At 71.9% G+C, this 25,788-nt stretch carries 24 protein-coding genes and 1 pseudogene; 13 read left to right on the top strand and 12 right to left on the bottom strand.

What is annotated here, in order from left to right; all coding sequences use genetic code 11:
- Nucleotides 1-371 precede the first annotated feature (371 nt).
- Nucleotides 372-824 carry an ATP-binding protein gene (locus ACFQSB_RS35700; RefSeq protein WP_380831365.1) on the bottom strand — a complete coding sequence of 151 codons (453 nt, stop codon included), beginning with the start codon at nucleotides 822-824 and terminating at the stop codon, nucleotides 372-374.
- Between the two features lie 318 nt (nucleotides 825-1,142).
- Here ACFQSB_RS35700 and ACFQSB_RS35695 point away from each other — a divergent pair, with 318 nt between their 5' ends.
- From ACFQSB_RS35695 to ACFQSB_RS35685, 3 genes and pseudogenes are all read left to right on the top strand, one after another.
- Entirely contained in the window at nucleotides 1,143-1,994 is an 852-nt protein-coding gene (locus ACFQSB_RS35695) for a helix-turn-helix domain-containing protein (protein ID WP_380831363.1), read from the top strand.
- A 19-nt stretch (nucleotides 1,995-2,013) separates the two neighbouring features.
- Nucleotides 2,014-2,232 carry a DUF397 domain-containing protein gene (locus ACFQSB_RS35690; protein WP_380831362.1) on the top strand — a complete coding sequence of 73 codons (219 nt, stop codon included), beginning with the start codon at nucleotides 2,014-2,016 and terminating at the stop codon, nucleotides 2,230-2,232.
- Between the two features lie 76 nt (nucleotides 2,233-2,308).
- Nucleotides 2,309-2,437: pseudogene (locus ACFQSB_RS35685) on the top strand (IS982 family transposase); the annotation flags it as partial.
- On the opposite strand, the gene ACFQSB_RS35680 reads toward ACFQSB_RS35685, so the two are convergent.
- Nucleotides 2,438-3,583 (bottom strand): FAD-dependent monooxygenase, encoded by a 1,146-nt coding sequence (locus tag ACFQSB_RS35680; RefSeq protein ID WP_380831358.1) that lies wholly within the window; start codon nucleotides 3,581-3,583, stop codon nucleotides 2,438-2,440.
- 58 nt (nucleotides 3,584-3,641) lie between these two features.
- Here ACFQSB_RS35680 and ACFQSB_RS35675 point away from each other — a divergent pair, with 58 nt between their 5' ends.
- From ACFQSB_RS35675 to ACFQSB_RS35660, 4 genes are all read left to right on the top strand, one after another.
- Nucleotides 3,642-4,235: a TetR/AcrR family transcriptional regulator gene (locus ACFQSB_RS35675; protein WP_380831357.1), complete on the top strand. Its 594-nt coding sequence runs from the start codon at nucleotides 3,642-3,644 to the stop codon at nucleotides 4,233-4,235.
- Nucleotides 4,236-4,594: 359 nt separating this feature from the next.
- Entirely contained in the window at nucleotides 4,595-7,153 is a 2,559-nt protein-coding gene (locus tag ACFQSB_RS35670; protein ID WP_380831355.1) for a glycoside hydrolase family 3 C-terminal domain-containing protein, read from the top strand.
- 118 nt (nucleotides 7,154-7,271) lie between these two features.
- On the top strand, nucleotides 7,272-8,324 hold the full coding sequence (locus ACFQSB_RS35665) for a LacI family DNA-binding transcriptional regulator (RefSeq protein ID WP_380831353.1): 1,053 nt from the start codon (nucleotides 7,272-7,274) through the stop codon (nucleotides 8,322-8,324).
- A gap of 271 nt (nucleotides 8,325-8,595) precedes the next feature.
- Nucleotides 8,596-9,828: an acetyl-CoA hydrolase/transferase family protein gene (locus ACFQSB_RS35660; RefSeq protein ID WP_380831351.1), complete on the top strand. Its 1,233-nt coding sequence runs from the start codon at nucleotides 8,596-8,598 to the stop codon at nucleotides 9,826-9,828.
- An 83-nt stretch (nucleotides 9,829-9,911) separates the two neighbouring features.
- Here the strand turns inward: ACFQSB_RS35660 and ACFQSB_RS35655 are convergent, their stop codons facing one another.
- The 4 genes from ACFQSB_RS35655 to ACFQSB_RS35640 all read right to left on the bottom strand — a co-directional run bounded on the left by ACFQSB_RS35655 (nucleotide 9,912) and on the right by ACFQSB_RS35640 (nucleotide 13,475).
- Complete coding sequence (locus ACFQSB_RS35655; protein WP_380831349.1) at nucleotides 9,912-10,751, bottom strand: carbohydrate ABC transporter permease; 840 nt, start codon at nucleotides 10,749-10,751, stop codon at nucleotides 9,912-9,914.
- Nucleotides 10,744-11,757 (bottom strand): carbohydrate ABC transporter permease, encoded by a 1,014-nt coding sequence (locus ACFQSB_RS35650; protein WP_354921092.1) that lies wholly within the window; start codon nucleotides 11,755-11,757, stop codon nucleotides 10,744-10,746. Before ACFQSB_RS35650 ends, ACFQSB_RS35655 begins: the two co-directional genes overlap by 8 nt.
- A 199-nt stretch (nucleotides 11,758-11,956) precedes the next feature.
- A complete protein-coding gene (locus ACFQSB_RS35645; RefSeq protein WP_380831348.1) occupies nucleotides 11,957-13,297 on the bottom strand; it encodes an ABC transporter substrate-binding protein in 1,341 nt (446 codons plus the stop codon).
- A gap of 10 nt (nucleotides 13,298-13,307) precedes the next feature.
- Entirely contained in the window at nucleotides 13,308-13,475 is a 168-nt protein-coding gene (locus ACFQSB_RS35640) for a hypothetical protein (RefSeq protein WP_354848906.1), read from the bottom strand.
- A 333-nt stretch (nucleotides 13,476-13,808) separates the two neighbouring features.
- Between ACFQSB_RS35640 and ACFQSB_RS35635 the strand changes: the two genes are divergently transcribed.
- Nucleotides 13,809-14,837, top strand: a complete 1,029-nt coding sequence (locus ACFQSB_RS35635) for a sporulation protein (RefSeq protein ID WP_380831346.1) — start codon at nucleotides 13,809-13,811, stop codon at nucleotides 14,835-14,837.
- Nucleotides 14,838-15,028: 191 nt separating this feature from the next.
- Here ACFQSB_RS35635 and ACFQSB_RS35630 read toward each other — a convergent pair whose 3' ends face one another.
- On the bottom strand, nucleotides 15,029-16,897 hold the full coding sequence (locus ACFQSB_RS35630; protein ID WP_380831369.1) for an ABC transporter ATP-binding protein: 1,869 nt from the start codon (nucleotides 16,895-16,897) through the stop codon (nucleotides 15,029-15,031).
- A gap of 212 nt (nucleotides 16,898-17,109) precedes the next feature.
- Here ACFQSB_RS35630 and ACFQSB_RS35625 point away from each other — a divergent pair, with 212 nt between their 5' ends.
- Nucleotides 17,110-17,403: a CDGSH iron-sulfur domain-containing protein gene (locus ACFQSB_RS35625; RefSeq protein ID WP_380831344.1), complete on the top strand. Its 294-nt coding sequence runs from the start codon at nucleotides 17,110-17,112 to the stop codon at nucleotides 17,401-17,403.
- On the opposite strand, the gene ACFQSB_RS35620 is transcribed toward ACFQSB_RS35625, so the two are convergent.
- Together ACFQSB_RS35620 and ACFQSB_RS35615 are read right to left on the bottom strand one after the other, a co-directional pair.
- Nucleotides 17,330-18,355, bottom strand: coding sequence for a glycosyltransferase family 2 protein (locus tag ACFQSB_RS35620; protein ID WP_354848914.1), 1,026 nt, complete (start codon nucleotides 18,353-18,355; stop codon nucleotides 17,330-17,332). The genes ACFQSB_RS35625 and ACFQSB_RS35620 overlap by 74 nt on opposite strands.
- Entirely contained in the window at nucleotides 18,352-19,455 is a 1,104-nt protein-coding gene (locus ACFQSB_RS35615; protein ID WP_380831342.1) for an iron-containing redox enzyme family protein, read from the bottom strand. Before ACFQSB_RS35615 ends, ACFQSB_RS35620 begins: the two co-directional genes overlap by 4 nt.
- Before the next feature lie 340 nt (nucleotides 19,456-19,795).
- Between ACFQSB_RS35615 and ACFQSB_RS35610 the strand changes: the two genes are divergently transcribed.
- A complete protein-coding gene (locus ACFQSB_RS35610) occupies nucleotides 19,796-19,933 on the top strand; it encodes a hypothetical protein (protein ID WP_354848920.1) in 138 nt (45 codons plus the stop codon).
- A gap of 159 nt (nucleotides 19,934-20,092) precedes the next feature.
- On the opposite strand, the gene ACFQSB_RS35605 is transcribed toward ACFQSB_RS35610, so the two are convergent.
- The gene (locus ACFQSB_RS35605; RefSeq protein WP_380831340.1) at nucleotides 20,093-22,009 is read right to left on the bottom strand and encodes a DUF1996 domain-containing protein; all 1,917 of its coding nucleotides are present in this window, start codon (nucleotides 22,007-22,009) and stop codon (nucleotides 20,093-20,095) included.
- 278 nt (nucleotides 22,010-22,287) lie between these two features.
- On the opposite strand from ACFQSB_RS35605, the gene ACFQSB_RS35600 reads away from it, so the two are divergent.
- On the top strand, nucleotides 22,288-22,731 hold the full coding sequence (locus tag ACFQSB_RS35600; RefSeq protein ID WP_354921115.1) for a hypothetical protein: 444 nt from the start codon (nucleotides 22,288-22,290) through the stop codon (nucleotides 22,729-22,731).
- A gap of 122 nt (nucleotides 22,732-22,853) precedes the next feature.
- Nucleotides 22,854-23,273, top strand: coding sequence for a hypothetical protein (locus ACFQSB_RS35595; protein ID WP_380831339.1), 420 nt, complete (start codon nucleotides 22,854-22,856; stop codon nucleotides 23,271-23,273).
- Between the two features lie 262 nt (nucleotides 23,274-23,535).
- Here ACFQSB_RS35595 and ACFQSB_RS35590 read toward each other — a convergent pair whose 3' ends face one another.
- Both ACFQSB_RS35590 and ACFQSB_RS35585 read right to left on the bottom strand, forming a co-directional pair.
- Nucleotides 23,536-23,727, bottom strand: coding sequence for a ferredoxin (locus ACFQSB_RS35590; RefSeq protein ID WP_354921127.1), 192 nt, complete (start codon nucleotides 23,725-23,727; stop codon nucleotides 23,536-23,538).
- 14 nt (nucleotides 23,728-23,741) lie between these two features.
- Nucleotides 23,742-24,932: a cytochrome P450 gene (locus ACFQSB_RS35585; protein WP_380831337.1), complete on the bottom strand. Its 1,191-nt coding sequence runs from the start codon at nucleotides 24,930-24,932 to the stop codon at nucleotides 23,742-23,744.
- 124 nt (nucleotides 24,933-25,056) lie between these two features.
- Here ACFQSB_RS35585 and ACFQSB_RS35580 point away from each other — a divergent pair, with 124 nt between their 5' ends.
- A complete protein-coding gene (locus ACFQSB_RS35580) occupies nucleotides 25,057-25,725 on the top strand; it encodes a TetR/AcrR family transcriptional regulator (protein ID WP_380831335.1) in 669 nt (222 codons plus the stop codon).
- Nucleotides 25,726-25,788 lie beyond the last annotated feature (63 nt).

Genomic DNA, 25,788 nt, shown 5'->3' with positions numbered 1-25,788 from the left:
GACAACTCCACCAACCGAGCACGCTCGGCATCGGTCAGCTTGATCTCCACCGCGGACGGCCCCGAAGACGACATACGGCAATCATAGAAATTTAAGTGACGAATTTCAGGCGCATGACACTAGTGCGGTGACCACATAGGTTCACCGGCGCGGCTCTCCACCCCCGGCCACGTGCTGGAGGTGATCGGCGCCGGGCCGGCGGGTCGCGGTACGGCGATTCCGGCGCCTGCTACGGCGCCCGACCTGGTGAACGTTCATGGACAGCGCACGGGACACACCTCCCTGCTAGACACACCTCTCCCCGGCCGGTGCTCCACCCAGGGCACCGGCCGGCCCTTTCCCTGTGTTGTCACGCCCCCGCCCGCCGCGGATCACCCCGAGGTCCGGAGTGGCCGGTCCGGGGAGGACTGGGCGAGTTCGAACCAGACGAGGGTGCCGGAGGGCCACCGCTCGAAGCCCCAGCGCGAGGAGAGGTCGTCCACGATCGCGAGGCCCCTGCCGTCGGTCTCGTCGTCGGCGGGCCTGCGCACGTGAGGGATCTTGGACGAGCCGCCGTCCTCGACGGCGACCAGCACACCGGCGGCCGGGAAGGCCACCGACACCAGGAAGTCACGCTCGATGGCGTGCCGCACCACGTTGGCCGCAAGCTCGCTGGTCAGAAGCATGGCGTCGTCCCGGCAGGGGTGCTCCTCGCCGAGCAGTCCGGCGACGAAGGCACGGGCCGGTCTCACCTGCGAGGCGGAGGGCGCAAACCGCTGCGTGATCACCGGAAGCCCCGTGAACGCGGCCGGACCGGTGAGGGAGTGCTCCCGGTCATGCGCCACGTCCGGAGCGTCCTCCTTGGATTCGGAGGCCGGACGGAAGAGGGCGGTGAGCCCGCCCAAAGCCGAAGCCAGAGCGCGCGGCCGCATCGCGATCATCGTGATACTCCCGTTCTGTCATAAGAGCGTTCCAGGACGGCCGGGTTGGTCTTCTCGCTCACCTTGCAGCGATCGACACCGCCGAGCTGACGCTCTGTGTACGATCCGTAGCTGAAAGATGCCATGTCCCACACAAGTTTGGCGGTCGGATCGCATAGAAAGACAAATTTGTATCAACCTAAATCGGGCATATAACCGAAACCGAGCAAGGGATGCAAAGCTTTGAACGCTAAGCGGGCGATGACACTGCGAGCGCAATGGCTCGGGCGACAACTACGCGAGCTGCGCGAGGCCAGTGGATTCACGCTCAAAGAGGCCGGTGGCTTCATCCAGCGTGACGGCGGGACCGTGAGCCGGATCGAGGCCGGGATCTATCCCGCGAGAACTCCGGATGTGCTCGCGATGGTAGATCTGTACGGAGTAACGGACGCCCGCCGTCGCGATGGGTTACTGAAGCTCGCAGCGGAAGTGTGGCAGAGCGGCTGGTGGGACGGCTACATGGAGGACCTGTCCCGAGTCATGGTCGACTACGCGTGGGTCGAGTCACGCGCTCGTCGGATCAGCTCCTTCGACGCCCTGGTGATTCCGGGTCTGCTGCAGACTCGCGCGTATATGGAAGCGGTCCAGGCGGCCATCGTCGACTCGTCCCCGAACCAGATCACCTCGGGGATCCGCTTTCGCCTGACCCGACAGCAGATTCTCACGGACCCCGAGCCGCCGGCCATCGAGGCGATCTTGGATGAGAGCGCGCTGCACCGTTGCCAAGGCGGCCCGACCGTGCTCAAGGCTCAGCTCGAACATCTGCTGGTTCTGGCCGAACGGCCGCACATAGAGATCCGTGTCCTGCCCTTCTCCTCCGGTGCGCACGCAAGCCCGGAGGGGGCTTTCAGGATCTTCGAAATGCCTGAGCCGTTTCCGGAGGTCGCTTACATGGACACGCCTGCGGGAGGCATCTACGTGGAGGCCGCCGAAGTTGAGCGTTTCATGCTTAAACTTGGACATATTCGAGGGGGTGCTCTGGAACCGCCGGAGTCGCGCACGTTCATTCGCGAGATCGCCAACAGCCTGCCATAGTCCTGAACGAGGAACAGTGATGAGTTCTCAGCATCAACCTTTAGCGGCGTGGCACATCAGCAGCTTCAGCCCTGATGGAGGGCCGAACTGCGTCGAGGCGGGGCCGTTGCTCGACGGGAGTGGGCGGATCGCGGTGCGGCACAGCCGTCACCCCGACGGTCCGACGATCATCTACACCAGAGCCGAATGGGACGCCTTCCTCGCCGGCGTCCGTGCCAACGAGTTCGACTTCCAGTAGAGGCGGCTCCCAGTAGAGGCAAGCGCCGTACGAACTCATGCGAGTTGCCGCGGCGCGGAGTGCGGACATGGCGAAGGGAGCCCGCACCGCCACCGGCATTGGCGCCCGCATCGCTCAGCACATCCTGGCCCTGACCGCCGCCATCTGGCACAACCGCCACACCGGCCAGCCCCTCACCCGATCGCTGATTGCCTATGACCACTGACTAGGCGTGCCAGAGCGCGGCAAGCTGCCGGGTGGCCAGCCGGGATGGTACGGCGCGCAGCAACGCGTCGCGAAGCCACGCGGCGACGCCGGTCTGGGAGGTCAGCCGCGATTGCCGGGACGCCGCCCGCATTATGCGGTTGGCGCTGGGCCTGCGCTCGGCGTCGTAGCGCAAGAGCCGCTGGGCGACGTCTGTCGGCTCGGCGCCGGTCAGGTGGCGGGTTAGTGCGGCCGCGTCTTCGAAGGCCTGGCTGGCGCCCTGGCCGAGGTCGGGTGGCATGGCGTGCGCGGCGTCGCCGAGGAGCGCGATCCTGCCGACCGCGAACGAGGGCAGGGGTTCGGCCAGGCGAGCGATCGGGTCGACGTAGATGCCGGCGAGCGGGGTGGCCTCGATCAGTGCCGTGACGAGGGGGTGCCAGTCGGCCATCAGGGACAGCATCTGTCGGCGTGCCTCCTCCGCGTCGGGCGGTGTGCCGTGCAGGACGGAATCGGTGAACCAGTACAGGTGGTGCTCGCCTACGGGGAACAGGCCGAACATCGCCCCGCTGCGGCGGTCGACCAACTGGCTGACGAGCAGGTCTGTTACCAGGCCGGGAGGGCGGGGCAGCATGCCGCGCAGGTCCATCCGGCCGGTCCGCCGTAGCCCGGGGTGGCCGGGAATGAGCTGTTCGCGCAGCTTGCTGCCGATGCCGTCGGCCGCGATCACGGCGTCCGCTCTCGCGACGGGGTTGCCGTCGCTGATCACGCTCACCCCGGTGGGGTCGGGCTCCAGTCGCTCGACCGGGGTCGCGGTTCGCACCAGGTCGGCGGGCAGCGGGGCGCGTAGCGCCCGGTGCAGTTCCGCCCGGTCGATGATGGCGGGCGTCCCGACCTCCCGCTGCGCCTGGACCGCATCGGTGACCAGCAGCGGGCGTCCGCGCCAGTCCCGCAATCCCGCGCGGGCGGCAGGCATGACGTGCCCGCGCACGTCTTCGGCCAGCCCCAGCGCGTCTAGCGCGCGGAGCCCGTTGGGCATGACCACGATTCCGGTGCCCGCTTCCCGGAGCTCGGCGCCCCGTTCGAAGAGTGTCACCTCGTGGCCCAGGCGATGCAGCCCCACCGCGGCCGCCACCCCTCCGAGCCCGGCACCGACCAACACGATCCTCATGAGACCTCCTTGCCGTTCACTACCATCGTACTAGTACGACTATTGGTAGCATGGTCGCATGCCGCCTACCAATCCAGCCCGTCGCAATGCCCTGACCGATACCGCCATCAAACTGCTGGCGGTGTCGGGCGTGCATGGACTGACCCACCGCGCGGTGGAGAAGGAAGCGGATCTCCCGCCGGGAACGGCCTCGAACTACTTCCGCAGCAGGGAAGCGCTGCTGGTGGCCGCCGCGGAGCGCATCGCCGAGCTGCATCACGCCGACACCGACCGGGCCACCGAGCATCCCGCGACGCTGGTCGACCTGCTGACGGAATCGCTGCTCACAGCGGCGACCACACTGCGCAACCGCTATCTGGCAATTTTCGAACTTCAACTGGAGGCCGTGCGCCGGCCGCTGCTCGCCTCGGCGCTCGCGGGCCTGCAGGACATGTCGGTGCGGATCACCGCCGGGCACCACGACAAACTCGGCCTCGCCATCCCACGTGAGAAGATTCCCGCGCTGATCGCGCTCTACGGGGGTGCGCTGTTCACCCTGGTCACCGCGCCGCCAGGGAGCGTCAGCAGGGACGTCGTCCAGAGCATGGTTCAGGTCATCGTGTACGGCGCACTACCGGCCACTGACACGCCTGGGTCAACCCGTCTGGAATGACCATGTTTTCCGCATGGGTTTCGGTATAAGCATCCCCGGCGAGGGCGGCCGCATCCATCTGCTCGCGCGTGACCGCTGGCGGGACCTGCAGAGGGGCCGGCCGTCGGACGATGTGCAGGACGGTCCACGCATCGCGTGCTGAGTCGTCGGTCAGATCGGAGGGTAGCGGCGTTCGCGGAGCACCCGGTCATGATCACGATCTGACGGTAGTCACGGCGGCGAGATGCGCAGACCCTTCTCAACACCCTCTCCCATAGTCACGATGGCCGGGACGAGGCGTCCGGGCATTGACATTGCCCTGTTGGGACAGGAACGCTAGGGCTAGACGGAGAGCGCTCTCCGAAGTGAGAGGAACCAGGGTGACCGACGAGTTCGATGACGTGGTGCGCAAGCTCGGCCTTGAGCGGAAGGTGCGGTTGCTCACCGGGGGCACCGCCTGGAGCACCTACGCCGAGCCGGATGCCGGGCTGCGCTCCCTCGTGCTGTCGGACGGCCCGGTGGGCGTGCGCGGCCCCGGGTGGGACGAGCGCAGCGTCTCGCTGAACCTGCCCTCGCCGACCGCGCTGGCCGCGAGCTGGGACGAGCGGCTGGTGGAACGGCTGGGCGCGCTGCTCGGCGACGAGGCCCGGCGCAAGGGGGTCGACATCCTGCTCGCCCCCACGATCAACCTGCACCGCTCGCCGCTCGGCGGCAGGCACTTCGAGTGCTACTCCGAGGACCCGCTGCTCACCGCGCGCGTCGGCGTCGCCCTCGTCCGGGGCGTGCAGTCGCGCGGGGTCGCCGCCACCGCCAAGCACTACGTGGCCAACGACTCCGAGACCGAACGGCTGACGCTGGACGCGCGGGTGGACGAGCGGACGCTGCGCGAGCTGTACCTGGCCCCCTTCGAGGCCGCCGTCGAGGCCGGGGTGTGGGTGGTCATGGCCGCCTACAACGGCGTGAACGGCGCGACCATGTCGGAGAACCCACTGCTGGCCGAGCCACTGAAGGGCGAGTGGGGCTTCGACGGGCTGGTGGTGTCCGACTGGGGCGCCGTCCGGTCGACGGTCGCGGCCGGGCGCGCCGCGCAGGACCTGGCCATGCCGGGGCCGGACGGCCCGTGGGGCGAGGCGCTGGTCTCCGCCGTCCGGGCCGGCGAGGTGCCGGAGGAGGCGATCGACGACAAGGTCCGCCGGCTGCTGCGCCTGGCCTCCCGCGTGGGCGCCCTGGCCTCGCCTTCCGAGGGCTCTGTCGCGCCCCTCCCCAAGGGCGTCGCTCCGCTCACCGGGGAGTCCCTCGCCGGTCTCGCCGAGGGCGTCGCGCCGTTCGCCGGGGAGTCCGTCGCCGCCGTCCCCGAGGGCGTCGCGCCTTCGGCTGACGGGCCGGTCAGGGTGGGGGCCGGGGCGGCGGAGGCGTTGTTGCGGGAGGCGGTCGCGGCGGGGACGGTGCTGCTGCGCAACGAAGGGCCGATCCTGCCGCTGGACGCCGAGCGGCTGCGCACGGTCGCGGTGATCGGGCCGAACGCCGCCGCGCCGCGCATCCAGGGCGGCGGCAGCGCGGGGGTGTACCCCGTGCGCACCGTGTCGCCGCTTGAGGGCATCCGGGCGGCGCTCGCCGGGCGGGCCGAGGTCGTCCACGCCGCCGGGGTCCACATCGACGACACCCCCACTCCGCTCGGCCTGGACGACGCGCGCGACCCGCGCGGCGGCGAGCCGGGCGTGCTGGTGCGCCTGCTGTCCGCCGACGGGGAGGAACTGCACGCCGAGCACCGCCTCACCGGGCGCGTCCTGGAGCCGACCATCGTCGGATCGCCGGCCGCCGTCGAGATCCGCGCCCTGCTGTGCCCGCGGGTCGAGGGCCGGTGGACGCTGGCGGTCGCCGGGTGGGACCACGTGAGCCTGGCGGCGGACGGCGTGACGCTCATCGACGACGAGGTGGGGCGCGACAGCGACGACCCGGCGACGGTGTCGCTCAACCCGCCCTACCGCCGGGCCGAGGTGGAGCTCACCGCGGGCCGGGAGGTCGAGCTGGTGGCCCGGCGGCGCATGGACCCCGGCAGTGGCGTGGCCTTCGTGCTCGCCGCCGACCCGCCGCGCCGCTCCGAGGAGGAGGAGTTCGCCGCCGCCGTCGAGCTCGCCCGAGGCGCGGACGTCGCCATCGTCGTGGCCGGCACGACCGAGGAGGTCGAGAGCGAGGGCTACGACCGCTCCGGCCTCGCTCTGCCCGGCGCGCAGGACGCGCTGGTCCGCGCGGTGGCGGCCGCCAACCCCGCCACGGTGGTGGTGGTCAACTCCGGCGGCCCCGTCGACCTGCCGTGGCGCGAGGAGGTGCCGGCGGTGCTGCTGAGCTGGTTCCCCGGCCAGGAGTACGGGCACGGGCTGGCGGAGGTGCTGTTCGGCGCCGCCGAGCCGGGCGGGCGGCTGCCCACCACCTGGGCCGGTCGCGCGCTGGCCGGGACCACGCCGGTCGCGGGGATCCTCGCCTACACCGAGGGGCTGCACATCGGACACCGGGCCTGGCTGCGCGAGCCGTCGCCCCCCGCGTACTGGTTCGGGCACGGGCTCGGCTACACGACCTGGGCGTACGAGAGCGTCGAGGTGCCCGGCGAGGTCGAACCTGGAGCCCCGTTCACCGTCCGCGTCCAGGTGCGCAACACCGGCGGGCGGAGCGGCGGCGAGGTGGTCCAGGTGTATCTGACCCGTCCCGGCAGCGGTGTGGAGCGCCCGGTGCGCTGGCTCGCGGGGTTCGCCCGGGTGCAGGCCGGGCCCGGCGAGAGCGTGGAGGCGCGGGTCGAGGTGGCGGCGCGAGCGCTCGCCCACTGGTCGCCCGAGCGGCACGCCTGGGCCTTCGAGCCCGGATCGTTCACGGTGCTGGCAGGGCGTTCCTGCGGGGACCTACCATTGACCGCGACGGTCGCGGTGGCGGCCCCGGCGAACTGACCGCCTGCGGCGGCCCGCCCTCCCGAGCGGAGGGGCGGGCGCCGGTGGCGCACGGCTCACCGTGGCTTGTGACGGCTGGACGTTGGAGAGCGCTCTCCAAGCATGCTATAAAGGCCCCATGAGCCTAGGTCGCCCACCAGTGCCGGCTTCCCCGACCCTGGAGGACGTCGCGCGTGCGGCGGGCGTGTCCCGTGCCACCGTCTCCCGGGTCATCAACGGCATCCGCAACGTCGATCCCGCCATCCAGGAGACCGTCAGGCAGGCCATCGCCGCCACCGGCTACGTGCCCAACCGGGCCGCCCGCTCGCTGGTCACCCGCCGCACCGGCTCGATCGCCCTGGTGGTCTCGGGCGCCGGAGAGGAGAGCGAGGAGAACCCTTTTCACAGCCAGGTCTTCGCCGACCCGTTCTTCGGGCGGGTGGCCTCCGGCGTGGTCGGGTTCCTGCGCCCGCGCGGCATCCATCCGACCCTGATGTTCGCCGAGACCGACGAGACGCGGGCCCAGGCCATCGCCTACCTGCGGCAGGGCAACGCCGACGGGGCGATCCTGGTGTCCACCGAGGCGCGCGACCCGCTGCCCCGCCTGATGGTGGAGGCCTCGCTCCCCGCCGTGCTCTTCGCCCGGCCTCCCGAGCCGATCCCGATCAGCTACGTGGACCTCGCGCACCGCACCGGCGCCAAGCTCGCCGCCGACCATCTGATCGCGCGGGGCCGCCGGCGGGTGGCCACCATCGCCGGGCCGCTCGACGTGCCGGCCGCCCAGGACCGCCTGTCGGGCTTCCGCGACGCCATGGCGGCCCACGGCCACCCCTACATCCCCTGCGCCGAGGGCGACTTCACCCTGGCCAGCGGCGAGGCGGCGATGGAGCGGCTGATGGCCGAGCATCCCGGCATCGACGGGGTGTTCATCGCCAACGACCTCATGGCCCAGGGCGCCCTGCCCGTGCTGCGCAACCACGGGCGGCGCGTGCCCGAGGACGTCGCCGTCGTCGGGTTCGACGACAGCAGCGCGGCGACGGCGAGCCGGCCGCTCCTGACGACGATCCGCCATCCCGTCGAGGACATGGCGGCCGAGATGACGCGACTGCTGCTCGCCCACGTGGACGACCCCGACCGCGCGGTCACCTCGGTCATCTTCGAGCCGTCCCTGGTGGTCCGCGACTCCGCCTGACCGCGCCGGCCGCCGGAGCGGGCACGGCCCACCGCACGCGCCTCCCTCAGGCCGCGCCGGCCGCCGGAGCAGGCACGGCCCACCGCACGCGCCTGCCTCAGGCCGTGCCGGTCGCCGGAAGGGCCGAACGACTCCGCGGCCCGGGCATCTCGCCCCTGTGCGGGCCGTCCGGCGGCCTGAGAGGCTCGGAACCCCCCCGGCGGGTGGAGGGAGCGCCGCGGCGTGCGCCCCCCGAACCGGCCACCACTGTCGTGCAGGGAATGATGGTCGAATGCGCGTGATATCCGAATCTCGGCTCGCCTCGGTGCTGTCCGGCCTGCCGGGCACCCCTCGGGTGGTGGCCGGCGGCAACTTCTCCACGCCGTGGCGCGCCCTGTCGGTGCTCGACGCGGCGGTCCCCGAGTACCGGCTGTTCATGTTGAACGCCCAGGCCGGCGTCCCCGGCCGCGAGGGGGTGACCCTGGAGTCGCCGTTCGTCGGGCCCGGCATGCGCGGACGGGAGAACCTGCGGTACTTCCCCGCGCGGCTGTCCATGGTGCCCGGCTTGCTGGGGCAGGCGCTGCCACCCGACGTCGTGCTGCTGCACACCACCCCGCCGGTGGACGGCACGCTGTCGCTCGGCACCGAGGTCAACATCCTGCCGGCGGCGATCGAGCAGGTGAGGGCGCGCGGCGGAGTGGTCGTCGCCCAGATGAACCCGCGCATGCCCTACACCTACGGCGACGCGGTGCTGTCGCTGGAGGAGGTGGATCACGCGATCGAGGTGGACGAGCCGCTCGCCTCTCCCGCGCCGCGCCCGCCGAGCGAGGTCTCGCGGGTCATCGGCGACCGGGTGGCCGCCCTCATCCCCGGCGGCGCCACGCTGCAGCTCGGCATCGGGCAGGTCCCGGACGCCGTGCTCGCGGCGCTGCCGTCGCGCCGCGGCCTCACGGTGTGGTCGGAGATGTTCAGCGACGGGGTGCTCGCCCTGGAGAAGGCCGGCGCGCTGGAGGCGGGCGTCCCGGTCACCGCGTCGTTCGTGTTCGGCGGCGCCGAGCTGTACGACTGGATCGACCGCAACGACCGGGTGCGCCTGCTGCGCACCGAGAAGACCAACGACCCCGCGCTGATCTCCCGTCAGCACGCGCTGACCTCGGTGAACGGCGCGTTGCAGGTCGATCTGTACGCCCAGGCGAACGCGGCGCGGGTGCGCGGGCTCATCTACTCGGGCTTCGGGGGGCAGACCGACTTCATCGTGGGCGCGCTGCACTCCCCCGGCGGGCGGGCGATCATCGCGCTGCCGTCCTGGCACCCCAAGGCGGACGTCTCGACCGTGGTGCCGCGGCTGGCCGGGCCGGTCACCTCCTTCCAGCACAGCTTCATCGTCAGCGAGCAGGGCGCCGCGGCCATCTGGGGCCACGACGCCGCCGGCCAGGCGCAGCAGCTGCTGGACAACGTGGCCCACCCCGACGCGCGGGACGAGCTGCGCGAGGCCGGCCGCCGGCTCGGCTTCCCGCTGCGCTGACCCCGCGAGAGCCGGGCCCGGCGGCGGGAACGGCCGGGCGGGGACGGGCGGGTGGGGACGGGCGAGGCTGGGCTGGGCTGGGCCTACTTCACCGCGCCCGCGGTGAGTCCCTGAACCAGGTACCTCTGCAGGAGCAGGAAGCCGGCCACGACCGGCACGCTGACCACCAGGGACGCCGCCATGACCTGGTTCCAGTACACGTTGTTCTCGGTGGCGTAGCCGCGCAGGCCGACGGCCAGGGTGCGGGTCGACTCGTCGGTCATCACCGAGGCGAACAGCACCTCGCCCCACGCGGTCATGAACGCGTAGATGGCCACCGCGACGATGCCGGGGATCGCCGCCGGGATGACCACCCGGAACAGCGCGCCGAGCGGCCCGTTGCCGTCCACCTTGGCCGCCTCGTCCAGCGCGGTGGGGATGGAGTCGAAGTAGCCGACCAGCATCCAGATCGAGAACGGCAGCGAGAAGGTCAGGTAGGTGACGATCAGCCCGGTGCGGGTGCCGTACAGCTCCAGGCCGGTCGCGTGCCCGAGGTTCACGAAGATCATGAACAGCGGCAGCAGGAACAGGATGCCGGGGAACATCTGGGTCGACAGCACGGTGACGGTGAAGATCCGGCGACCGGCGAAGCGGTAGCGGCTCACGGCGTACGCGGCGAAGATCGCCACCGTCACCGACGCCACCGCCGAGATGGACGCCACCACTAGGCTGTTGACGAAGTACCGGCCCAGCGGCACCGTCTGCCAGATGTCGTAGAAGGGCCGCAGGGTGAGGGTCGAGGGGATCCAGTCGAACCCGCTCTGCACGTCGCGCAACGGCTTGAGCGAGGAGCTCACCATCACGTAGAGCGGCAGCAGGGTGAACAGGGCGAGCAGGCCGAGGACGGTCCAGCGCACCCAGGGCAGCCATCGGGGCTCACGCATCGCTCTTCCTCCGGGAGGTCGTCACCAGGTAGACCGCGGTCACCAGCAGCAGGAACAGCAGCAGCAGGACCGACATCGCCGAGCCGGAGCCGAAGTTCCAGGTGATGAACGAGCTCTGGTAGATGTGCACCGAGATCAGGTCCGCCTGCGGCGGGGCCGCCTTCCCGAACAGCACGTACGGGGTGTTGAAGTCGTTGAAGGTCCACAGGAACAGCACCAGCAGCAGCACCTGGTTCACCGGACGCAGCATGGGCATGGTGATCGAGCGCAGTTGCCGCCACCATCCGGCGCCGTCGATGGCCGATGCCTCGTACAGGTCGTTGTCGATGTTCTGCAACCCCGCCATGAGGATCAGGAAGGCGAACGGCCAGGTGCGCCAGACGCACACCACGACCACGGCGGCGAAGCTGTTGCCGCCGATCAGCCAGAACGGGCGGTCGCCGAACAGGTGGAGCTGGTCCACCAGGACGTGGTTGACCAGGCCGGTGTCCCGCTGGAACATGAAGCTCCAGGTGATCACGCCGGCGTAGACGGGCAGCGCGTACGGCACCAGGAACAGGGTGCGCAGCAGGCCCCGCCCCCGGAAGGCGCCCTGCATCAGCACGGCCCCCGCCGTGCCGAACAGCCACGACAGCCCCACCGCCAGCACCGTGAACACCACCGTGACCAGGAATGAGTGCAGCAGCGCGGCGCCCACCGCGGAGTCGACGTCGACGGCGACCTTGTAGTTCGCCAGGCCCGCGAACGGGGCGGCCGACCAGTTCCTGATGAAGAACTGCGTCAGCCGCAGGAAGCTCATCCAGGCGCCGACCAGCATGGGGATGACGTGGATCAGCAGTTCGAGCAGGATCGCGGGGAGGATCAGCAGGTACGGCAGGCCGGCGCGGCGCAGCCGTGCGAGGAGCCCGGCGGCGGCCCGCCGCCCGGCTCCCGGCGGACGCGGCCCGCCGTGCGCCGTCGCGGCCGTCCGCCGCTCGTCATGGTGAGGCGTGGTGCGCGCGACCATCTGTTCCTTCTCGGTTCGGCAGGGCCGGTCGTTCTCGGCGTCGCATGGTGGTTCGTCGTCCGCTGTCGCCGCGCCGCCCGGCCGGCCGGCGGCCGGGAGGCGAGGGTGACGGGCGGAGCCGGGCGGGCGGCGATCGGCGTCCGATCGGCGTGCCCGTCCCGGCTCCGGCATGGCCGCAGGTGTCTCGGGGGCGCCTTGGTCAGCTGCCCGGCTGGACCTGCTGGTTGGCCTGGGTCAGCTTGGCCTTGACGGAGTCGTCGGTGATCGGCTTGCCGCCGGCGGCGTCCGCCCAGAGCTGGTTCATGGCCGTGCCGACCAGGGTCTCGAACTGGCTCTCCTCGGGCACCTGGGGCAGCGGCGCGGCGGTGGTGGCCAGGATCTGCTGGAAGGTCTTGATGGTGTCGGTCTGGAACGCCGGGTCGTCGTAGCCGTCGGTGACCGTGGGCAGCGAGCCGTAGGTCTTGTTGAGCAGCTTCTGCTCCTCCGGGCTGGTCATGAACTTGACGAACTTCAGCGCGCTGTCCTTGTCCTTGGTGAAGTTGAACACCGACAGGTTGATGCCCGCCACCATGCCGTTGACCTGCTTGCCGCCCGCGCTCGGGTCCGGCAGCGGGATCGGGGCCAGGCCGATGTCGTCCTCGGACATGTCGCTCGCCTTGATGTTGGAGGCGATCGACTGCCACATCAGCATGCCGGCCTTGCCGTTGAGGAAGTCCTGCACGGCCTCGGTGCCGTTGCCGTACTCGGCGTTGCTCGGGTTGACGATCTTGTGCACGGCCATCAGGTCGAGGTACTGCTTGATGCCCGCGACGTTCTGGGGCGAGTCGAACTGCGGCTTGCCGTCGGGGCCGAACAGCTCGCCGCCGTGCTGCTGGGTGAACACGAAGGCGTGGTGGGAGTTCTCGCTGACGCTGGCGCCCTCCACCGCGAGGCCCCACTTGCCGCCCTTGGTGAGCTTCTTGCCGTCGGCGATCAGCTCGTCCCACGTCGCCGGCGGCTTGTCGATGCCGGCGTCCTTGAACATCTTCTTGTTGTAGAAGAGCCCGTAGGTCATGCCGTAGATCGGCACGCCCACCGGCGGCTTGCCGGGGGCGCCGGTCGCGGCGAGGCTGGGGCCGAGGAAGCGCTGCTTGCCGCCGAGCCCCGACAGCAGCGTGTCGTCGAAGGGCAGGAAGGCGCCGGTGGCCTGCAGCGAGGCCGACCAGGTGTTGCCGATGTTGACCACGTCCGGGCCCTTGCCGGAGGTGGTGGCCGCCAGGATGCGGTTGAGCAGGTCCGCCCAGGGGACCACCTCGACGTTGACCTTGATGCCGGTCTGCTGCTGGAACTTGTCCAGTTCGGGCTGCAGGATCGACTTGTCGGCCTCCAGGCTGGGGCCCTGGTTGGAGGCCCAGTAGGTCAGCGTCTTGCCGGCGCCCGATCCGGAGCCGGCGGTCGCGCCGCCCGCGCCTCCGCCGTCGCCGTCGCCACCGCCGCACGCCGCGGCCGCCGCGAGCACGACGCCCGCGATCGCCAGGTAACCGAACTTCTGTATACGCACTGCAATCCCCTCAGATCTTCGCGACCACGGCCGGGGCCGCTGGTGTCGCCGTACGCGGGAGCGGCTTCGCCGGGAGCACGGGAAACCGCGGGAGGCCCTCGAACCGCAGGTGGAGCGCGAGCATGGAGGCGTCGAGCCGGTCCGGGAGGGACCCGGCGGGGGTGCGGGGTGGATGCACGGCCCTCTCCTTGTCGCAGGGGGTGTCCGCCGCCCGTCCTGGCGGCGGGGGCTGGAGAGCGCTCTCCTGACCGAGACTGTCTGGATTGGGAGAAGTTGTCAACACTCCAATGTTGACGATTTGGAAACACGCCCGGAACCGCCCTGGTCATCGACCATCCGGGACGAAACCGGCACGTGACCGACTCGTGGGGAAACCGCTCTCCATGATCGGCGTACCGGCGTGACCTCCGCCCCGCCGCCCCACCGGCCGTCCCCGCCTTCGGGAACCGGCGACGAGGGCCGCTCGTTTCCCGTGCGGTCAGGTCATACAGGCACGGCCAGAGAGGAAACCGTGGTCTTCAAACGGATGCTGGGAGCGCTGGGAGTCGGAGGTCCCTCGGTCGACACGGTGCTGTCCACCACGCGGGTGCGGCCGGGCGGCACGCTGACCGGTGAGGTGCGGGTCAAGGGCGGCGACTTCCCCTCCGACATCGAGTACGTCTCCCTGTCGCTGGTCGCCCGCGTGGAGGTCGAGTCGGGGGACACCGAGCACACCGGCACGGCCGAGTTCTTCGGCGCGCGGGTCTGCGGCCCCTTCCACCTGCGCGAGGGGGAGCTGCGCACCATTCCCTTCCAGATGCCCCTGCCCTGGGAGACGCCCGTCACCGAGGTCAACGGCACGCGCCCGCACGGCGCGTTCGTCGGCGTGCGCACCGAGCTGTCGGTCGCCAAGGCCGTCGACAAGGGCGACCTCGACCCGATCTCGGTCGTCCCGCTGCCCTCACAGGAGGAGGTCCTGCGCGCCTTCGCCCGGCTCGGCTTCCACCTCAAGAGCGCCGACCTGGAGGCCGGGCGGCTGCACGGCGTCCACCAGCGGCTGCCGTTCTTCCAGGAGATCGAGTTCCACCCGCCCGCGGCCTGGGCCGGCCGCGTCAACGAGGTCGAGCTGACCTTCGTCGCCGACCCCGCGGGGCTGGTGGTGGTGCTGGAGGCCGACAAGCGCGCCCGCCTGTTCCAGCCCGGCCACGACGCCATCGGCCGCTTCCAGGCCACCCACGAGCAGGCGGCGCGCATCGACTGGGCCGCCGAGATCGGGCGCTGGCTGGACGGCGTGGCGAACGGCCACCACGCGGCCGGACACAGCGGACACAGCGGATACGGCGGGCACGGCACGTACGGCGGCCAGTACTGGCACCAGGGCGACCCCCACGGCCACGGCGGGCACTACGGGCACCACCGCGACCACCACGACGGGCCGGGCTGGGGCGCGGTGGCGGCGGCCGGCGCCGCCGGCGTCATCGGCGGCATCGTGGCGGCCGAGGCGATCGACGAGATCGGCGACTTCTTCGACGGTGACGGCGAGGACGGCGGCGACTGGTGACCGGCCCGGATGGGCGTGACCTGTGACCACCTCCGGACAGGGCCGACCGGTGCTGTCCGGGACTTCACCGGCTGGGGCGCCGTAACAGGCGCCGGCATCACCGAACCACGACCCGCCGACCCGGCGCCGATCACCGCAGCACGTGACCGAGGTGGGATGGGCAGGTCCGGTGGCCGCTCAGGGCGCGGCGGTCAGCGGAGCGTCTCGGCCGCGCTCCGCTCGTCGAACTGGGTGCGGTACAGCTCCTCGTAGCGCCCGCCGGCGGCGAGCAGCTCGTCGTGGGCGCCGCGCTCGACCACCCTGCCGTCCTCGATGACCAGGATCAGGTCGGCGGCCCTGATGGTGGACAGCCGGTGGGCGATGACCACGGCCGTCCGGCCGGCCAGCGCCTCTCCCAGTGCTTCCTGCACCGCCGCCTCCGAGGTGGAGTCCAGGTGGGCGGTGGCCTCGTCGAGGATCACCACCCGGGGGCGGGCCAGGAGCAGGCGGGCGATGGTCAGCCGCTGGCGCTCACCACCGGACAGGCGGTAGCCGCGCTCCCCCACGATGGTGTCCAGCCCGTCGGGCAGCCCGGCGACCAGCTCCTCCAGGCGGGCGCGGCGCAGGACCTCCCACAGCTCCTCCTCGGTGGCCTCGGGCCGGGCGAGCAGCAGGTTGGCGCGCACGGACTCGTGGAACAGGTGCCCGTCCTGGGTGACCATGCCGAGCGTCTCGCGCAGCGACTCGGCCGTCAGGTCGCGCACGTCCACCCCCGACAGCCGCACGGCGCCCGCGTCGACGTCGTACAGCCGCGTGAGGAGCTGGGCGATCGTGGACTTGCCCGCCCCCGAGGAGCCGACCAGCGCGACCATGCGGCCCGGCTCGGCGCGGAAGGACACCTCGTGCAGCACCTCGACGCCGCCCCGGGTGTCCAGGGTCGCGACCTCCTCCAGGGAGGCGAGCGACACCTTGTCGGCGGAGGGGTAGGCGAAGCTCACGCCGTCCACCTCCACCGACACCGGCCCGTCCGGGACGGCGCGCGCGCCCGGCCGCTCGACGATCAGCGGCTTGAGGTCGAGCACCTCGAAGACCCGCTCGAAGCTGACCAGGGCGCTCATCACCTCGACGCGGGCGCCGGCCAGGGCGGTGAGCGGCGCGTACAGGCGGGTGAGCAGCAGGGCGAGGGCGACGACGTTGCCCGGTTCGAGCTGGCCGCGCAGCGAGTAGAAGCCGCCCAGGCCGTAGACCACGGCGAGCGCGAGCGCGGAGACCAGGGTCAGGGCGGTGACGAACACCGACTGCACCATGGCCGTGCGCACGCCGATGTCGCGCACCCGGCGGGCCCGCTGGGCGAACTCGGCGGACTCGGCGGCGGGCCGGCCGAACAGCTTGATCAGCGTCGCGCCGGGCGCCGAGAAGCGCTCGGTCATCTGGGTGCTCATCCGCGAGTTGTGGTCGGCGGCCTCGCGCTCCAGGCGGGCCAGCCGCGAGCCCATGCGCCGCGCGGGGACGACGAAGACCGGCAGCAGCACCAGCGCGAGCAGGGTGATCTGCCAGGACAGGCCGATCATGACGACCAGGGTCAGCAGGAGCGTCACCAGGTTGCCGACCACGCCCGACAGGGTGTTGCTGAAGGCGCGCTGGGCGCCGATGACGTCGTTGTTCAGCCGGCTGACCAGCGCGCCGGTGCGGGTGCGGGTGAAGAAGGCGACCGGCATGCGCTGCACGTGGTCGAACACGGCGGTGCGCAGGTCGAGGATGAGGCCCTCGCCGATGCTCGCCGACAGCCAGCGGGTGAGCAGGCCGAGCCCGGCGTCCAGCAGCGCGATGACGGCGATGAGCCCGGCCATCGTCACGACGCTCTCGAAGGCCGCCCGGTGCACGATCGCGTCGACGACCCGCCCGGCCAGCACGGGCGAGGCGACCGCGAGCACCGCCGACGCCACGCTGAGCAGCAGGAAGAATCCCAGCATGCGGCGGCGTGGCCGGGCGAAAGAGGCGATGCGCCGTAATGTGGCCCTGGAGAAGGGCCGCCGGTCTTTGGCGTGCATCGCGCTGTAGAGCGAATGCCACGCCGTCATTTCCATGCTCACAAGGAACCCCCGTATGTCGCCGCGCCGCGCCGGGCCGCGTCGCGAAAGAGATCACCGGACGTCGCCGTCCGCGATCCTCCGGCCGGTGACCCACCGGTGAGCCTAAAACCTGAACATATGTTCACGTCAAGCGGTTTGCACTGCTCCCGGACGGCCGGGGCCGTTGTTTTCCGGGCGTACCGGCCGGGCATGGTCGCATCGTGCGGGATGAGACCGGCGAACCGGGCGTGGCGCGCTCCGAGGAGGACCGCCCTCGCGAGCACGGCGGCCGGCCCGCGGCGGCCGAGGAGGTCACGGTGACGGCCTGCGAGAACGGCCCGCTGCTGGTGCGCGGCCCGTTCACCCTGCTCACCCAGGACGGGCGCCTCATCGACCCCGGACGGGCCACCGTGGCGCTGTGCCGCTGCGGCCGCTCGTCGGTCAAGCCGTTCTGTGACGGGTCGCACAAGGCCGCGCGCTTCCGCACCGGGACCGAGCCGCAGCGGCCCGGCTGACCCGGCGCAGCCGGCGCGCCGAGTGGGCCGCCAGGTGGATGCGCCTGCCCCAATACGGGATCCCCCTGCCGGTGACGCGGGCGGCGAGGGCGAGCCAGCTGCACACGCCCCGTTCGAGCACCCAGCCGGGCGCCAGCAGCGCGCTGGTGAACGGGTAGACGCGCCGCCCGCCGCCGCGGCGCCGGCCGGTCTCGGCCAGCAGCACCACGACGAACGCGCCCGCCAGGGCCGCCCGGTGGCGGCCGAGCAGCAGCGCGGCTCCGAGTGCCGGCAGGACGGCGAGGAACAGGGCCATGCGGGCGGGTTGTGCCAGGTCGTCGTAGGCCTGCCAGACCCGCTGCGCGCGAAACCGCCCCGGACCGGGCGGCAGGCGCCGGACGAACAGGTCGCGCGGGCGCAGCTCACGGCCCCCGTGCGCGCGGACCGTGCGGATCAGCTCCAGGTTCTCGAACAGCACGTCGCCGTCGTAGCCGCCCATCCGCAGGAACGTCGATCGGCGCACGCCGAAGGTGCCGGGGTAGTCGGCCCCGAAGGCGCGGTTGAGCAGCGTGCGCGCGGTGTCCCACCGGGCGCGCCAGGGCAGCGGCCGGTAGTAGTTGTGCGGGCGCACCAGGTCGGCCTCGCCGAGCAGGTCGCGCACCCTGGCCAGGGAGAGGGCGTCGTAGCGCACGTCGTCGTCGGCGATGACGACGCGCTCGGAGCGCGCCCGCCGCATCCCCGTGGTGACCCCGTCCACCTTGCCGTTGAGGAAGTCCAGGCCGGGGTCGGGCCGCACGTGCACCGCGGCCACGCCCCGCCACGCCCGCGCGTGCCGCTCGAACAGCTCCGGCGGCGAGCCGTCCACCACGACCACCCGCGCGTGCTGCGAGACGCGGCGCAGGTAGGCGGTCAGCTCGCCGAGCCCGTCGTCGCGGGACCAGCGCAGCGGCAGCACGTAGTCCAGGCCCCTCACAAAGGCTCACCGCCGCGCAGCGAGCTCTCCCCCGCCTCCCAGCGGCCGAGCAGGTGGCGGGCGAACAGCCGCTCGAGCGTCAGGCAGCAGGCGGCGCCGAACAGCACCTCCCCCGCCAGAGACGGGTGGGCGGCGGCGAACGCGCCGCACATGTCGTGCGCGGCGAGCTGCTCGTGGACGGCGTCGGCCTGCACGTGCTCGTCGTAGAAGCGGGCCGTGGCGGCGTCGGCGCCCAGGCGCCGCAGCCCGCGGGCGTATTTGGCGTTGGGCTCGGACGAGGTCATCTCCAGGGCCGCCAGGTGGCCGAGCAGCGCGCCCCGGTGCCGCCGGTGCAGCCCGAACAGCGACATCGTGGCCAGGGCCGCCAGGGTGATCGCGGGGACGCGGTCGACGTAGTGCCCGTAGTCGTCGCACAGGCCGAGGCCGCGCATGGTGGCCCGGTACAGCTCGGCGTGCATGCGCTCGCGGTGCCCGCCGCCGTACTCGTCGGCCTGGATCTCCACCAGCGCGGCCTTGGCCCGCCCGCGCAGGCGCGGGATGGCCCAGGTGTGCGGGTCGGCCTCCTTGAGCTGGTAGACCGAGCGGTGGACGACGAACTCGCGGAAGCGTTCCGGCCCGGCGTCGTGCGCGAGGTGGTCGGCGAGCGGGGAGTCCCCGTCGCCGTCGGCGACCAGTTCGGCCAGCGCCGCCGGGACGCGCTGGGCGCGCACCGGGGCGGGGCGGGGCACGGCGTCCGCCAGGCCCTCCTCCAGCCGCCGCTCCAGCCGCGCGCGCAGCCGCAGCAGCGACGGGTGCCACTCCCACCGCTCGTCGACGCCGTCGAAGCCCTGGTAGTGCAGCTCGTAGCAGGCGTACAGGGCGATCTGGAGGTCCTCGTCGTGCAGAGCGGGCTCGCCGGAGTCGACGGCGACCTCCTCCAGTTCGCGGGGGGCGCCGGCCAGCCGCCCGAACAGGAACGCGCTGAGCGGCCCGCGGGCCTCGGGCAGCCGGGGCGGGGCGGGCGCCGGTCCCGCGTCCTCGGCGGGGCCGGCGACCGCCGGCGACCGCGGGGCGCCGGTCTGGTCAGGGTGGGTGCGCTTGGCGGGTTTCAAGGGCTGCATGGCCGCGTGGGCTCCTCACGTGCGTCGTGCCGGCCGCCGCCGCTGACGGCGGGCCGCTGCTCGGCACGTGCCCGGTGTCCGCGCAGGTCAATCGGCCGATGAGCCGGTGGACGGCGTGTCGTGCGGCGTGTCGCCGGCGCCACGCGGGACGGTCTCGGGCTTTGCCCGAACCCATGCTGCGGATTTGCCTCCGCTCGGGTGACCTGTCCGAGATGTCATGGTTAGGTGAGTCTTGTACCGCGCCGTACTGGCGTATCCCGGGAAACCCATCGCGACGCTCCGCAGGCCGAGGGCACCGTCCCTCAGGGTCACAGAAGAATCTGGTTACGGAGTGATTCTCATGCTCAGACGACTCATCGCCACCGGTGTCCTGCTCACGGCAGCCCTCCTCGCGGCAGCGGCTCCCGGCCTCACCCGGGGCGGCGACTACGACGACGACGATGACGACTGGGACGACGACGACGACGATTACTACTAGGGGCCGCCGGAGTCCCCGGTCCGCGGTTCCCTTCCGAGGACCGCGAGCGGGACCGCCGCGACGGGCGGACCCGTGACCAGCAAAGCGCCGCCCCGCGAGAGACATCTCGCGGGGCGGCGTTTCACGTGCCGCCTCGGCGGTGGCCGGAGCGGGGAGGGGTCAGCAGCGCCTGCCGGTGTTGATGCAGTCGACCGCCCGCTTCATCAGCGCCTCCGACATCACGTTGATGAAGTCGCCGTGGTCGGTGATGGGCTTGTGCAGCTGCTCGGGGAAGCTGTCCACGGCGAAGCCCGGGCCCGGCGGCACGTTGTAGGTGATGCGCTGCTCCAGGGCCGGGATGGCCTGGAAGCCGTTCGCGCACGAGCCGTCGGCCGCGGCGAAGGCCACGTGGGTGCGGTGGTTGGCGCTGTCGATGTTCTTGCCGTCCCAGCAGCTCTGGAACTTGAAGGTCCGCACCACCTGGCTGCCGCGCGGGCAGATCGGGTACTTGTCCTTCAGCTGGCGGTTCTCGAACCCGGTGCACGACCAGCTCGCGTTGGCGTTGGTCGGGCCGTTGGTGAACGACTTGGCGTCACCGGTGATGATGCGCAGGAACAGCGGCATCGCGACGACCTTGCTGGTCGGGTTGCCGCGGAAGGTGATGGAGACCGACGCCGGGCGGACGATGCGGCCCACGTTGCCGTCCAGGCCGCCGCCGGCCTTGTCGGCGTCGTTGCCGCGCTGGTTCTGCAGGCGCACCACCGGCCAGTAGTGGGTGGACTTGTCACCGTTGGAGCAGGTCGTGCCCGCGGCCTGCAGGCTGTCGTTGGTCGAGAAGCCGCTGGTGTCGAGGTTGCCCACGTAGTCGTGCACGTGGTGGGCGCCGTTGGTGACCCCGGGGGCGACGATGACGTTGTCGGAGTTGAAGTGGCCGTTCTCGTTGCGCCCGCAGCGGGAGGAGAAGGTGCCCCGCGAGGCGTTCGCCCCGTCGGCGGGCCGGTTCACGTTGGGCTGCACGCGCCGGATGTCGACGAAGTCGTCGGGCGAGGGGCCGGTCGCGCCGCCGGTCGGCGAGGCGCTGGCCGAGGGGGAGGCCGACGGGCTCGCCGAGGGGTCGCCGCCGCCGGGCGGGGGGGACGCCGAGGGGTCGCCGGTCGGGGAGGCCGACGGTTCGGGGGAAGGCGTCTGCCCGCCGCCCGCGCCGTTCTGAACGGTGCAGGTGGCCAGCCCCGACAGGCCGGTGGCCTGCGCGCCGGCACGCCGCAACGCGGTGGCGATGCGGTTGATGACGATCGAGCGGCCGATCCTCAGCGGGTTCAGCACCGCGTTGCGCACCACGCCGGCGTTGCCGGCGCGGGAGCCGAGGCGCGCCAGGATCTGGTTGGCCTGGCCGATCTGCCGGTCGAGCAGAGTGAGGTTGCGCTGGACCTCCCGCTGGGCGGCCGAGGGGACCTCGGGGAGCTTGTCGGCCACCGACGGGCAGTTGACCGTACGCCTGGCCGAGTTCCCGGAGCGGGCCGCGGCCGAAGCGCTCGGATCGGCGGAGGCGGACGCGGAGGGGTCGGCGGCGTCCTGGCCCTGTCCGGCACCCTGGTCGGACGGCTGGTCCGACGCCCCTCCGGAGGCGGAGGGCTCGGGGGTCGCGGCGGCCTGACCGGCGCTCGCGGAACCGGTGCGCACGGCGCAGCCGGCCAGGTTCTCAAGGCCCTCGGGACGCTCGGCGACCCGGCCGATGGCCCCGGCGATGCGTTCCACGGTGGCGAGGCGCTTGGACTTCAACGGGTTCAGGATGGCGTTGCGCACGAAATCACTGCCGCCCTGCCCTTGGGTGGCGACCAGCCGCTTGTTCGCCTCGGCGATCTGCGAGTCGAGCAGCGCGAGGTTGCGCCGCACCTCGTCGGCCGCCGACGCCGGAACGTCGGGAAGCTCGTCCGCGACCGACGGGCAGTTCACCGTCGGGGCGGCGGTGGTGCCGGCGAGGCGTGAGGCGGCGCTGACGGCGGAGGCCGAAAGCGGCGCGTCCCGGCCCGGCACCTGCCCAGCCGGGGACAGGCTCGCCAGAACGAGGCCGACCCCCGCCCCACCCAGGGCAAGCAAACTCAGGACGGGCCTGAACCGCCGTCTGTGCTGAATTCCCATTACTAGAACTCCTCCCGGAGTACGTGCTCATGGCGGCATTGGTTGGTGCCCCATCGGCACGAGGTACGGGCGGAGGCGCGGGAGAGTTCGACGTACGGCGAAGAAACTTTCCGAATTTCTCCGGCCCCGCCGGACCCGTGCGAACCCGGGTGAACCGGACGGCCGCGCGCCGCGTACCCGCTGACGGTGACTTTCGCACGGCACAGTGACACGGCACAGTGAATGGGAGAACTGCCATGGGACGCCCAAGCCTCGGCACGCAGGTGACGACGCGCGCGAGCGCCGTACTCGGGTGCGTTCTCGCGCTCGGCCTCGCCACGGGATGCGGCGGCGGGGCCTCCGGCGGGCAGGCCGCCCCCGCCGCGGCGGCCGCCCCGGCGGCGGACGCGGGGCCGCCCGCCACGCTGAAGCAGCTCGCCACCAAGACCGGCTGCAAGAAGCCTCAGGTGCAGACCGACGCCGAGGAGCTGCGCCAGGGGGTGTGCAAGACCGACAAGGGCCAGTACACCGTGACGACGTTCGCCACGGACAAGGGCAAGAACGACTGGCTGGAGGAGGCCAAGAAGTGGGGCGGCAACTACCTGGTGGGCACCCGGTGGGTGATCGCGGGCAACGACCCGGGCGTGTTGCAGTCCTTCAGCGAGAAGGTCGGCGGGAACATCGAGACGGCCGCGCCGTGACGCCCGGGCCGGCGCCCGCACGCGGCGGGCACACCGAGCCGGGCCGACACGGTGAGCCCGGGGAGCCCGGGGAGCCCCGGAAGCCCGGCGGGCCGGGTGGACGCCGCGCCCGGCCCGGCCGCGTGGCGGCGCCGGCCCTGTGGACCGTTCTGGCCGGGTGCCTGCTGACCGGGTGCGGGGGCGCGCGGGCCGCCGCCGGCGCCCCGCCCACCGTCGAGCAGATCGCCGCCCGCACCGGGTGCGTGAGCCCGCAGTTGCAGGTCGACGCCCAGGAGCTGCGGCAGGGGATGTGCAAGACGGCGCGGGGCCAGTACTCGGTCACGACGTTCGCCACCGAGAAGGGCAAGCAGGAGTGGCTGGACGACGCGCTCAGCTACGGCGGCGCGTACCTGGTCGGCACCCGCTGGATCGTCCTGGGCAACACCCCGGAGATGCTCGAGCCCTTCCGCGTGACGCTCGGCGGCACGGTGCGGACGGGCGGGCACACGATGCCGTCCGGGGAGCCCATGCCGCAGGATCACACCATGTCCGAGGGACACTAGATGCCGGCGGACGGAACCCGGACGCCGATGCCGTGACCGCCGCGGATCCCCGGCCGCTGGAACGCCCGTCTCGTGCGCCGATACGCATGATCCGCGGTGTCGTCGCCGGCCTCAGCGCCGGTCCGGGGACGGAACGCCGGTCTGACCCGGCCGCCGGCCCCGGACGACACTTCCCGAAAAGCACACCTGAAAAAGCGCTCCCACCCGGGCCATACGCCCGCAAGGCCCGCCCGTGACGGCGGGCCCGGGTGCGAGAAGTCGTTCAGGCGATGGACAGGGCGCCGGACGGGCAGACCTGCACCGCGCGGCGGGCCGCCGCCTCGTCCTCGGCGGCCGGCTCCTCCGCCAGCAGCAGAACCGTGCCGTCGTCCTCGCTCTGGTCGAAGACCTTGGGCGCGGTCAGGGCGCACATGCCGGCCCCGATGCAGCGCTCGGTATCCGCTTTGATCCGCATGAGCGGTGTTCCTCCTACCAGGCCACCGGCAACCGGTGCACACCGTAGATCGCCATGTTGGACCGCATCGCCACATCGTCGGCCGGTACGGCGAGCCGCAGGCCGGGGAAGCGCCGCAGCAGGGCCGGGTATCCGATGCGCATCTCGATGCGGGCGAGCTGCTGTCCCAGGCACTGGTGGACACCGTGGCCGAAGGCGAGATGCCCCATGGCCTGCCGTCTGATGTCCAGCTTATCGGGGTCCTCGAAGCGCTCGGGATCACGGTTGCCCGCGGCGAGCGACAGGGTCACGGCCTCCCCCGCCTTGATCAGGTGGCCGGCCAGCTCGACGTCCTCGAGGGCCGCCCGGACGGGGCCGAGGTGGACGATGGTCAGGTAGCGCAGCAGCTCCTCGACGGTGCCGTCGGCCAGTGAGGGGTCCTCGCGGAGCGCGGCGAGCTGGTCGGGGTTGCGCAGCAGCGTGTAGGTGCCGAGGGCGAGCATGTTGGCCGTGGTCTCGTGGCCGGCGACCAGCAGGAGGATGGCCACGCCGGTGAGCTCCTCGTCGGTGAGCTGCCCGGTCTCGATCAGCCCGCTGAGCAGGGCGTCGTCCGGCTCGACGCGCTTGCGCGCCACCAGCTCGCCCAGGTAGGCGTCCAGGTCGTCGAGCGCCCCCTGCACCTGCGCGGGGGTGGCGTCCAGGTTGAGCAGCGTGGAGGAGTACCCCTGGAAGCGCTCGTGGTCGTCGTAGGGGACGCCCAGCAGCTCGCAGATCACCAGGGACGGGATGGGCAGCGCGAACGCCTGCACCAGGTCGGCGGGCGGGCCGAGGCGCTCCATCTCGTCGAGCCGGTCGGCGGTGATCTTCTCGATCCGCGGTTCGAGCTGCTTCATGCGGCGGACGGTGAACTGGCCGGTCAGCAACTTGCGGAAGCGGGTGTGCTCGGGCGGGTCCTCCCGCAGGAAGAAGCCCGGACGCCGGCGGGCCTGGGACAGCCGCTGGTTGATCGGGGGGTGCAGCAGTTCCAGCCGGGTGCTGAACCGCGGGTCGGCGAGGACCGAGCGCGCGGCGGAGTACCCGGTGACCAGCCAGCCGACGTGGCCGTCGGCGTAGAGCATGGGGCGGACGGGGTCCTCCTCGCGCCACCGCCCGAAGGGGGCGGGCGGGTCGAGAGGGGTCTCGCGGGTCAGCGGGAAGGTCACCGGCTGGGATGCGGCCTGGGTCATGAACGCGCTCCTCGACATTGACAACCACTGTTACAGGACGTCGTTCTCGGTGCTCACAGAAAACAGTACCTCCTCTGATATTGCAATGGATGAAGTTTCTTGGCCGATGCAGTAAAGTTCCGCCATGGCCGGTGGTCCAGGACTCCGGGAGCGCAAAAAGCTGCGCACCCGCCGCACGCTCATCGCGACCGCCGTGCGCATGTTCGAGCAGCAGGGGTACGACGAGACGACGCTGGCCGACATCGCCGCCGCGGCCGAGGTCTCCACGCGCACGTTCTTCAGCTACTTCGCCGGCAAGGAGGACGTGGTCTTCTTCGACACGCGCAGGCGGGTCGACGGGGCGCTCGCCGTCATCGCGAGCCGCCGGCCGGGCGAGCCGGTGGCAGACCTGCTGCTGCGCGTCGCGGCCGAGGCGCTGAGCTTCGACACCGAGGAGGCCGAGCTCGCCATCGAGCTGCACACCGCGCGCACGCGGCTCATCATGTCGGTGCCCGCGCTGCAGGCGCGCGCGCTGCACCTGCTGTTCGAGGTGCAGCGCGAGCTGGCCGGCGCGCTGTTGCGGGCCTACCCGGGCGAGCTCGACCCGATCGAGGCGGCGGCGGCCGTCGGGGCGTTCATGGGAGCGGTCAAGCAGGCGGTCATGGCCGCCCGCGACCGCGGAGACCCGCCCGATCTGATGCGGGCCGCGGCGCGGCGGGGCATCGAGGTCGTCCTGGACGGCCTGCGTTCGCTCGGCCGCCCGCAGGGGCGCGAATCAGGCGCGAATGACGACGGCATCGCCACACAAGTGTAACCGACCAGGTCATATCGCGTGCATTGTGGGCGGATTAGGTCTGATCCACCCTTTCGGCCCGCC

This window comes from Sphaerisporangium rhizosphaerae (genome assembly GCF_042665155.1).
Classification (GTDB): Bacteria; Actinomycetota; Actinomycetes; order Streptosporangiales; family Streptosporangiaceae; genus Sphaerisporangium; species Sphaerisporangium rhizosphaerae.
Note: the sequence above shows the minus strand (reverse complement) of the source record. Positions and strands in the feature narration are given on the sequence as shown.

Coding starts and splice junctions, on each gene's coding strand:
- ACFQSB_RS35615 (WP_380831342.1), bottom strand. CDS start 19,455: ATGCAGCCCTTGAAACCCGCCAAGCGCACCCACCCTGACCAGACCGGC.
- ACFQSB_RS35660 (WP_380831351.1), top strand. CDS start 8,596: ATGCGCGTGATATCCGAATCTCGGCTCGCCTCGGTGCTGTCCGGCCTG.
- ACFQSB_RS35580 (WP_380831335.1), top strand. CDS start 25,057: ATGGCCGGTGGTCCAGGACTCCGGGAGCGCAAAAAGCTGCGCACCCGC.
- ACFQSB_RS35675 (WP_380831357.1), top strand. CDS start 3,642: ATGCCGCCTACCAATCCAGCCCGTCGCAATGCCCTGACCGATACCGCC.
- ACFQSB_RS35650 (WP_354921092.1), bottom strand. CDS start 11,757: ATGGTCGCGCGCACCACGCCTCACCATGACGAGCGGCGGACGGCCGCG.
- ACFQSB_RS35610 (WP_354848920.1), top strand. CDS start 19,796: ATGCTCAGACGACTCATCGCCACCGGTGTCCTGCTCACGGCAGCCCTC.
- ACFQSB_RS35630 (WP_380831369.1), bottom strand. CDS start 16,897: ATGACGGCGTGGCATTCGCTCTACAGCGCGATGCACGCCAAAGACCGG.
- ACFQSB_RS35680 (WP_380831358.1), bottom strand. CDS start 3,583: ATGAGGATCGTGTTGGTCGGTGCCGGGCTCGGAGGGGTGGCGGCCGCG.
- ACFQSB_RS35590 (WP_354921127.1), bottom strand. CDS start 23,727: ATGCGGATCAAAGCGGATACCGAGCGCTGCATCGGGGCCGGCATGTGC.
- ACFQSB_RS35665 (WP_380831353.1), top strand. CDS start 7,272: ATGAGCCTAGGTCGCCCACCAGTGCCGGCTTCCCCGACCCTGGAGGAC.
- ACFQSB_RS35690 (WP_380831362.1), top strand. CDS start 2,014: ATGAGTTCTCAGCATCAACCTTTAGCGGCGTGGCACATCAGCAGCTTC.
- ACFQSB_RS35655 (WP_380831349.1), bottom strand. CDS start 10,751: ATGCGTGAGCCCCGATGGCTGCCCTGGGTGCGCTGGACCGTCCTCGGC.
- ACFQSB_RS35585 (WP_380831337.1), bottom strand. CDS start 24,932: ATGACCCAGGCCGCATCCCAGCCGGTGACCTTCCCGCTGACCCGCGAG.
- ACFQSB_RS35600 (WP_354921115.1), top strand. CDS start 22,288: ATGGGACGCCCAAGCCTCGGCACGCAGGTGACGACGCGCGCGAGCGCC.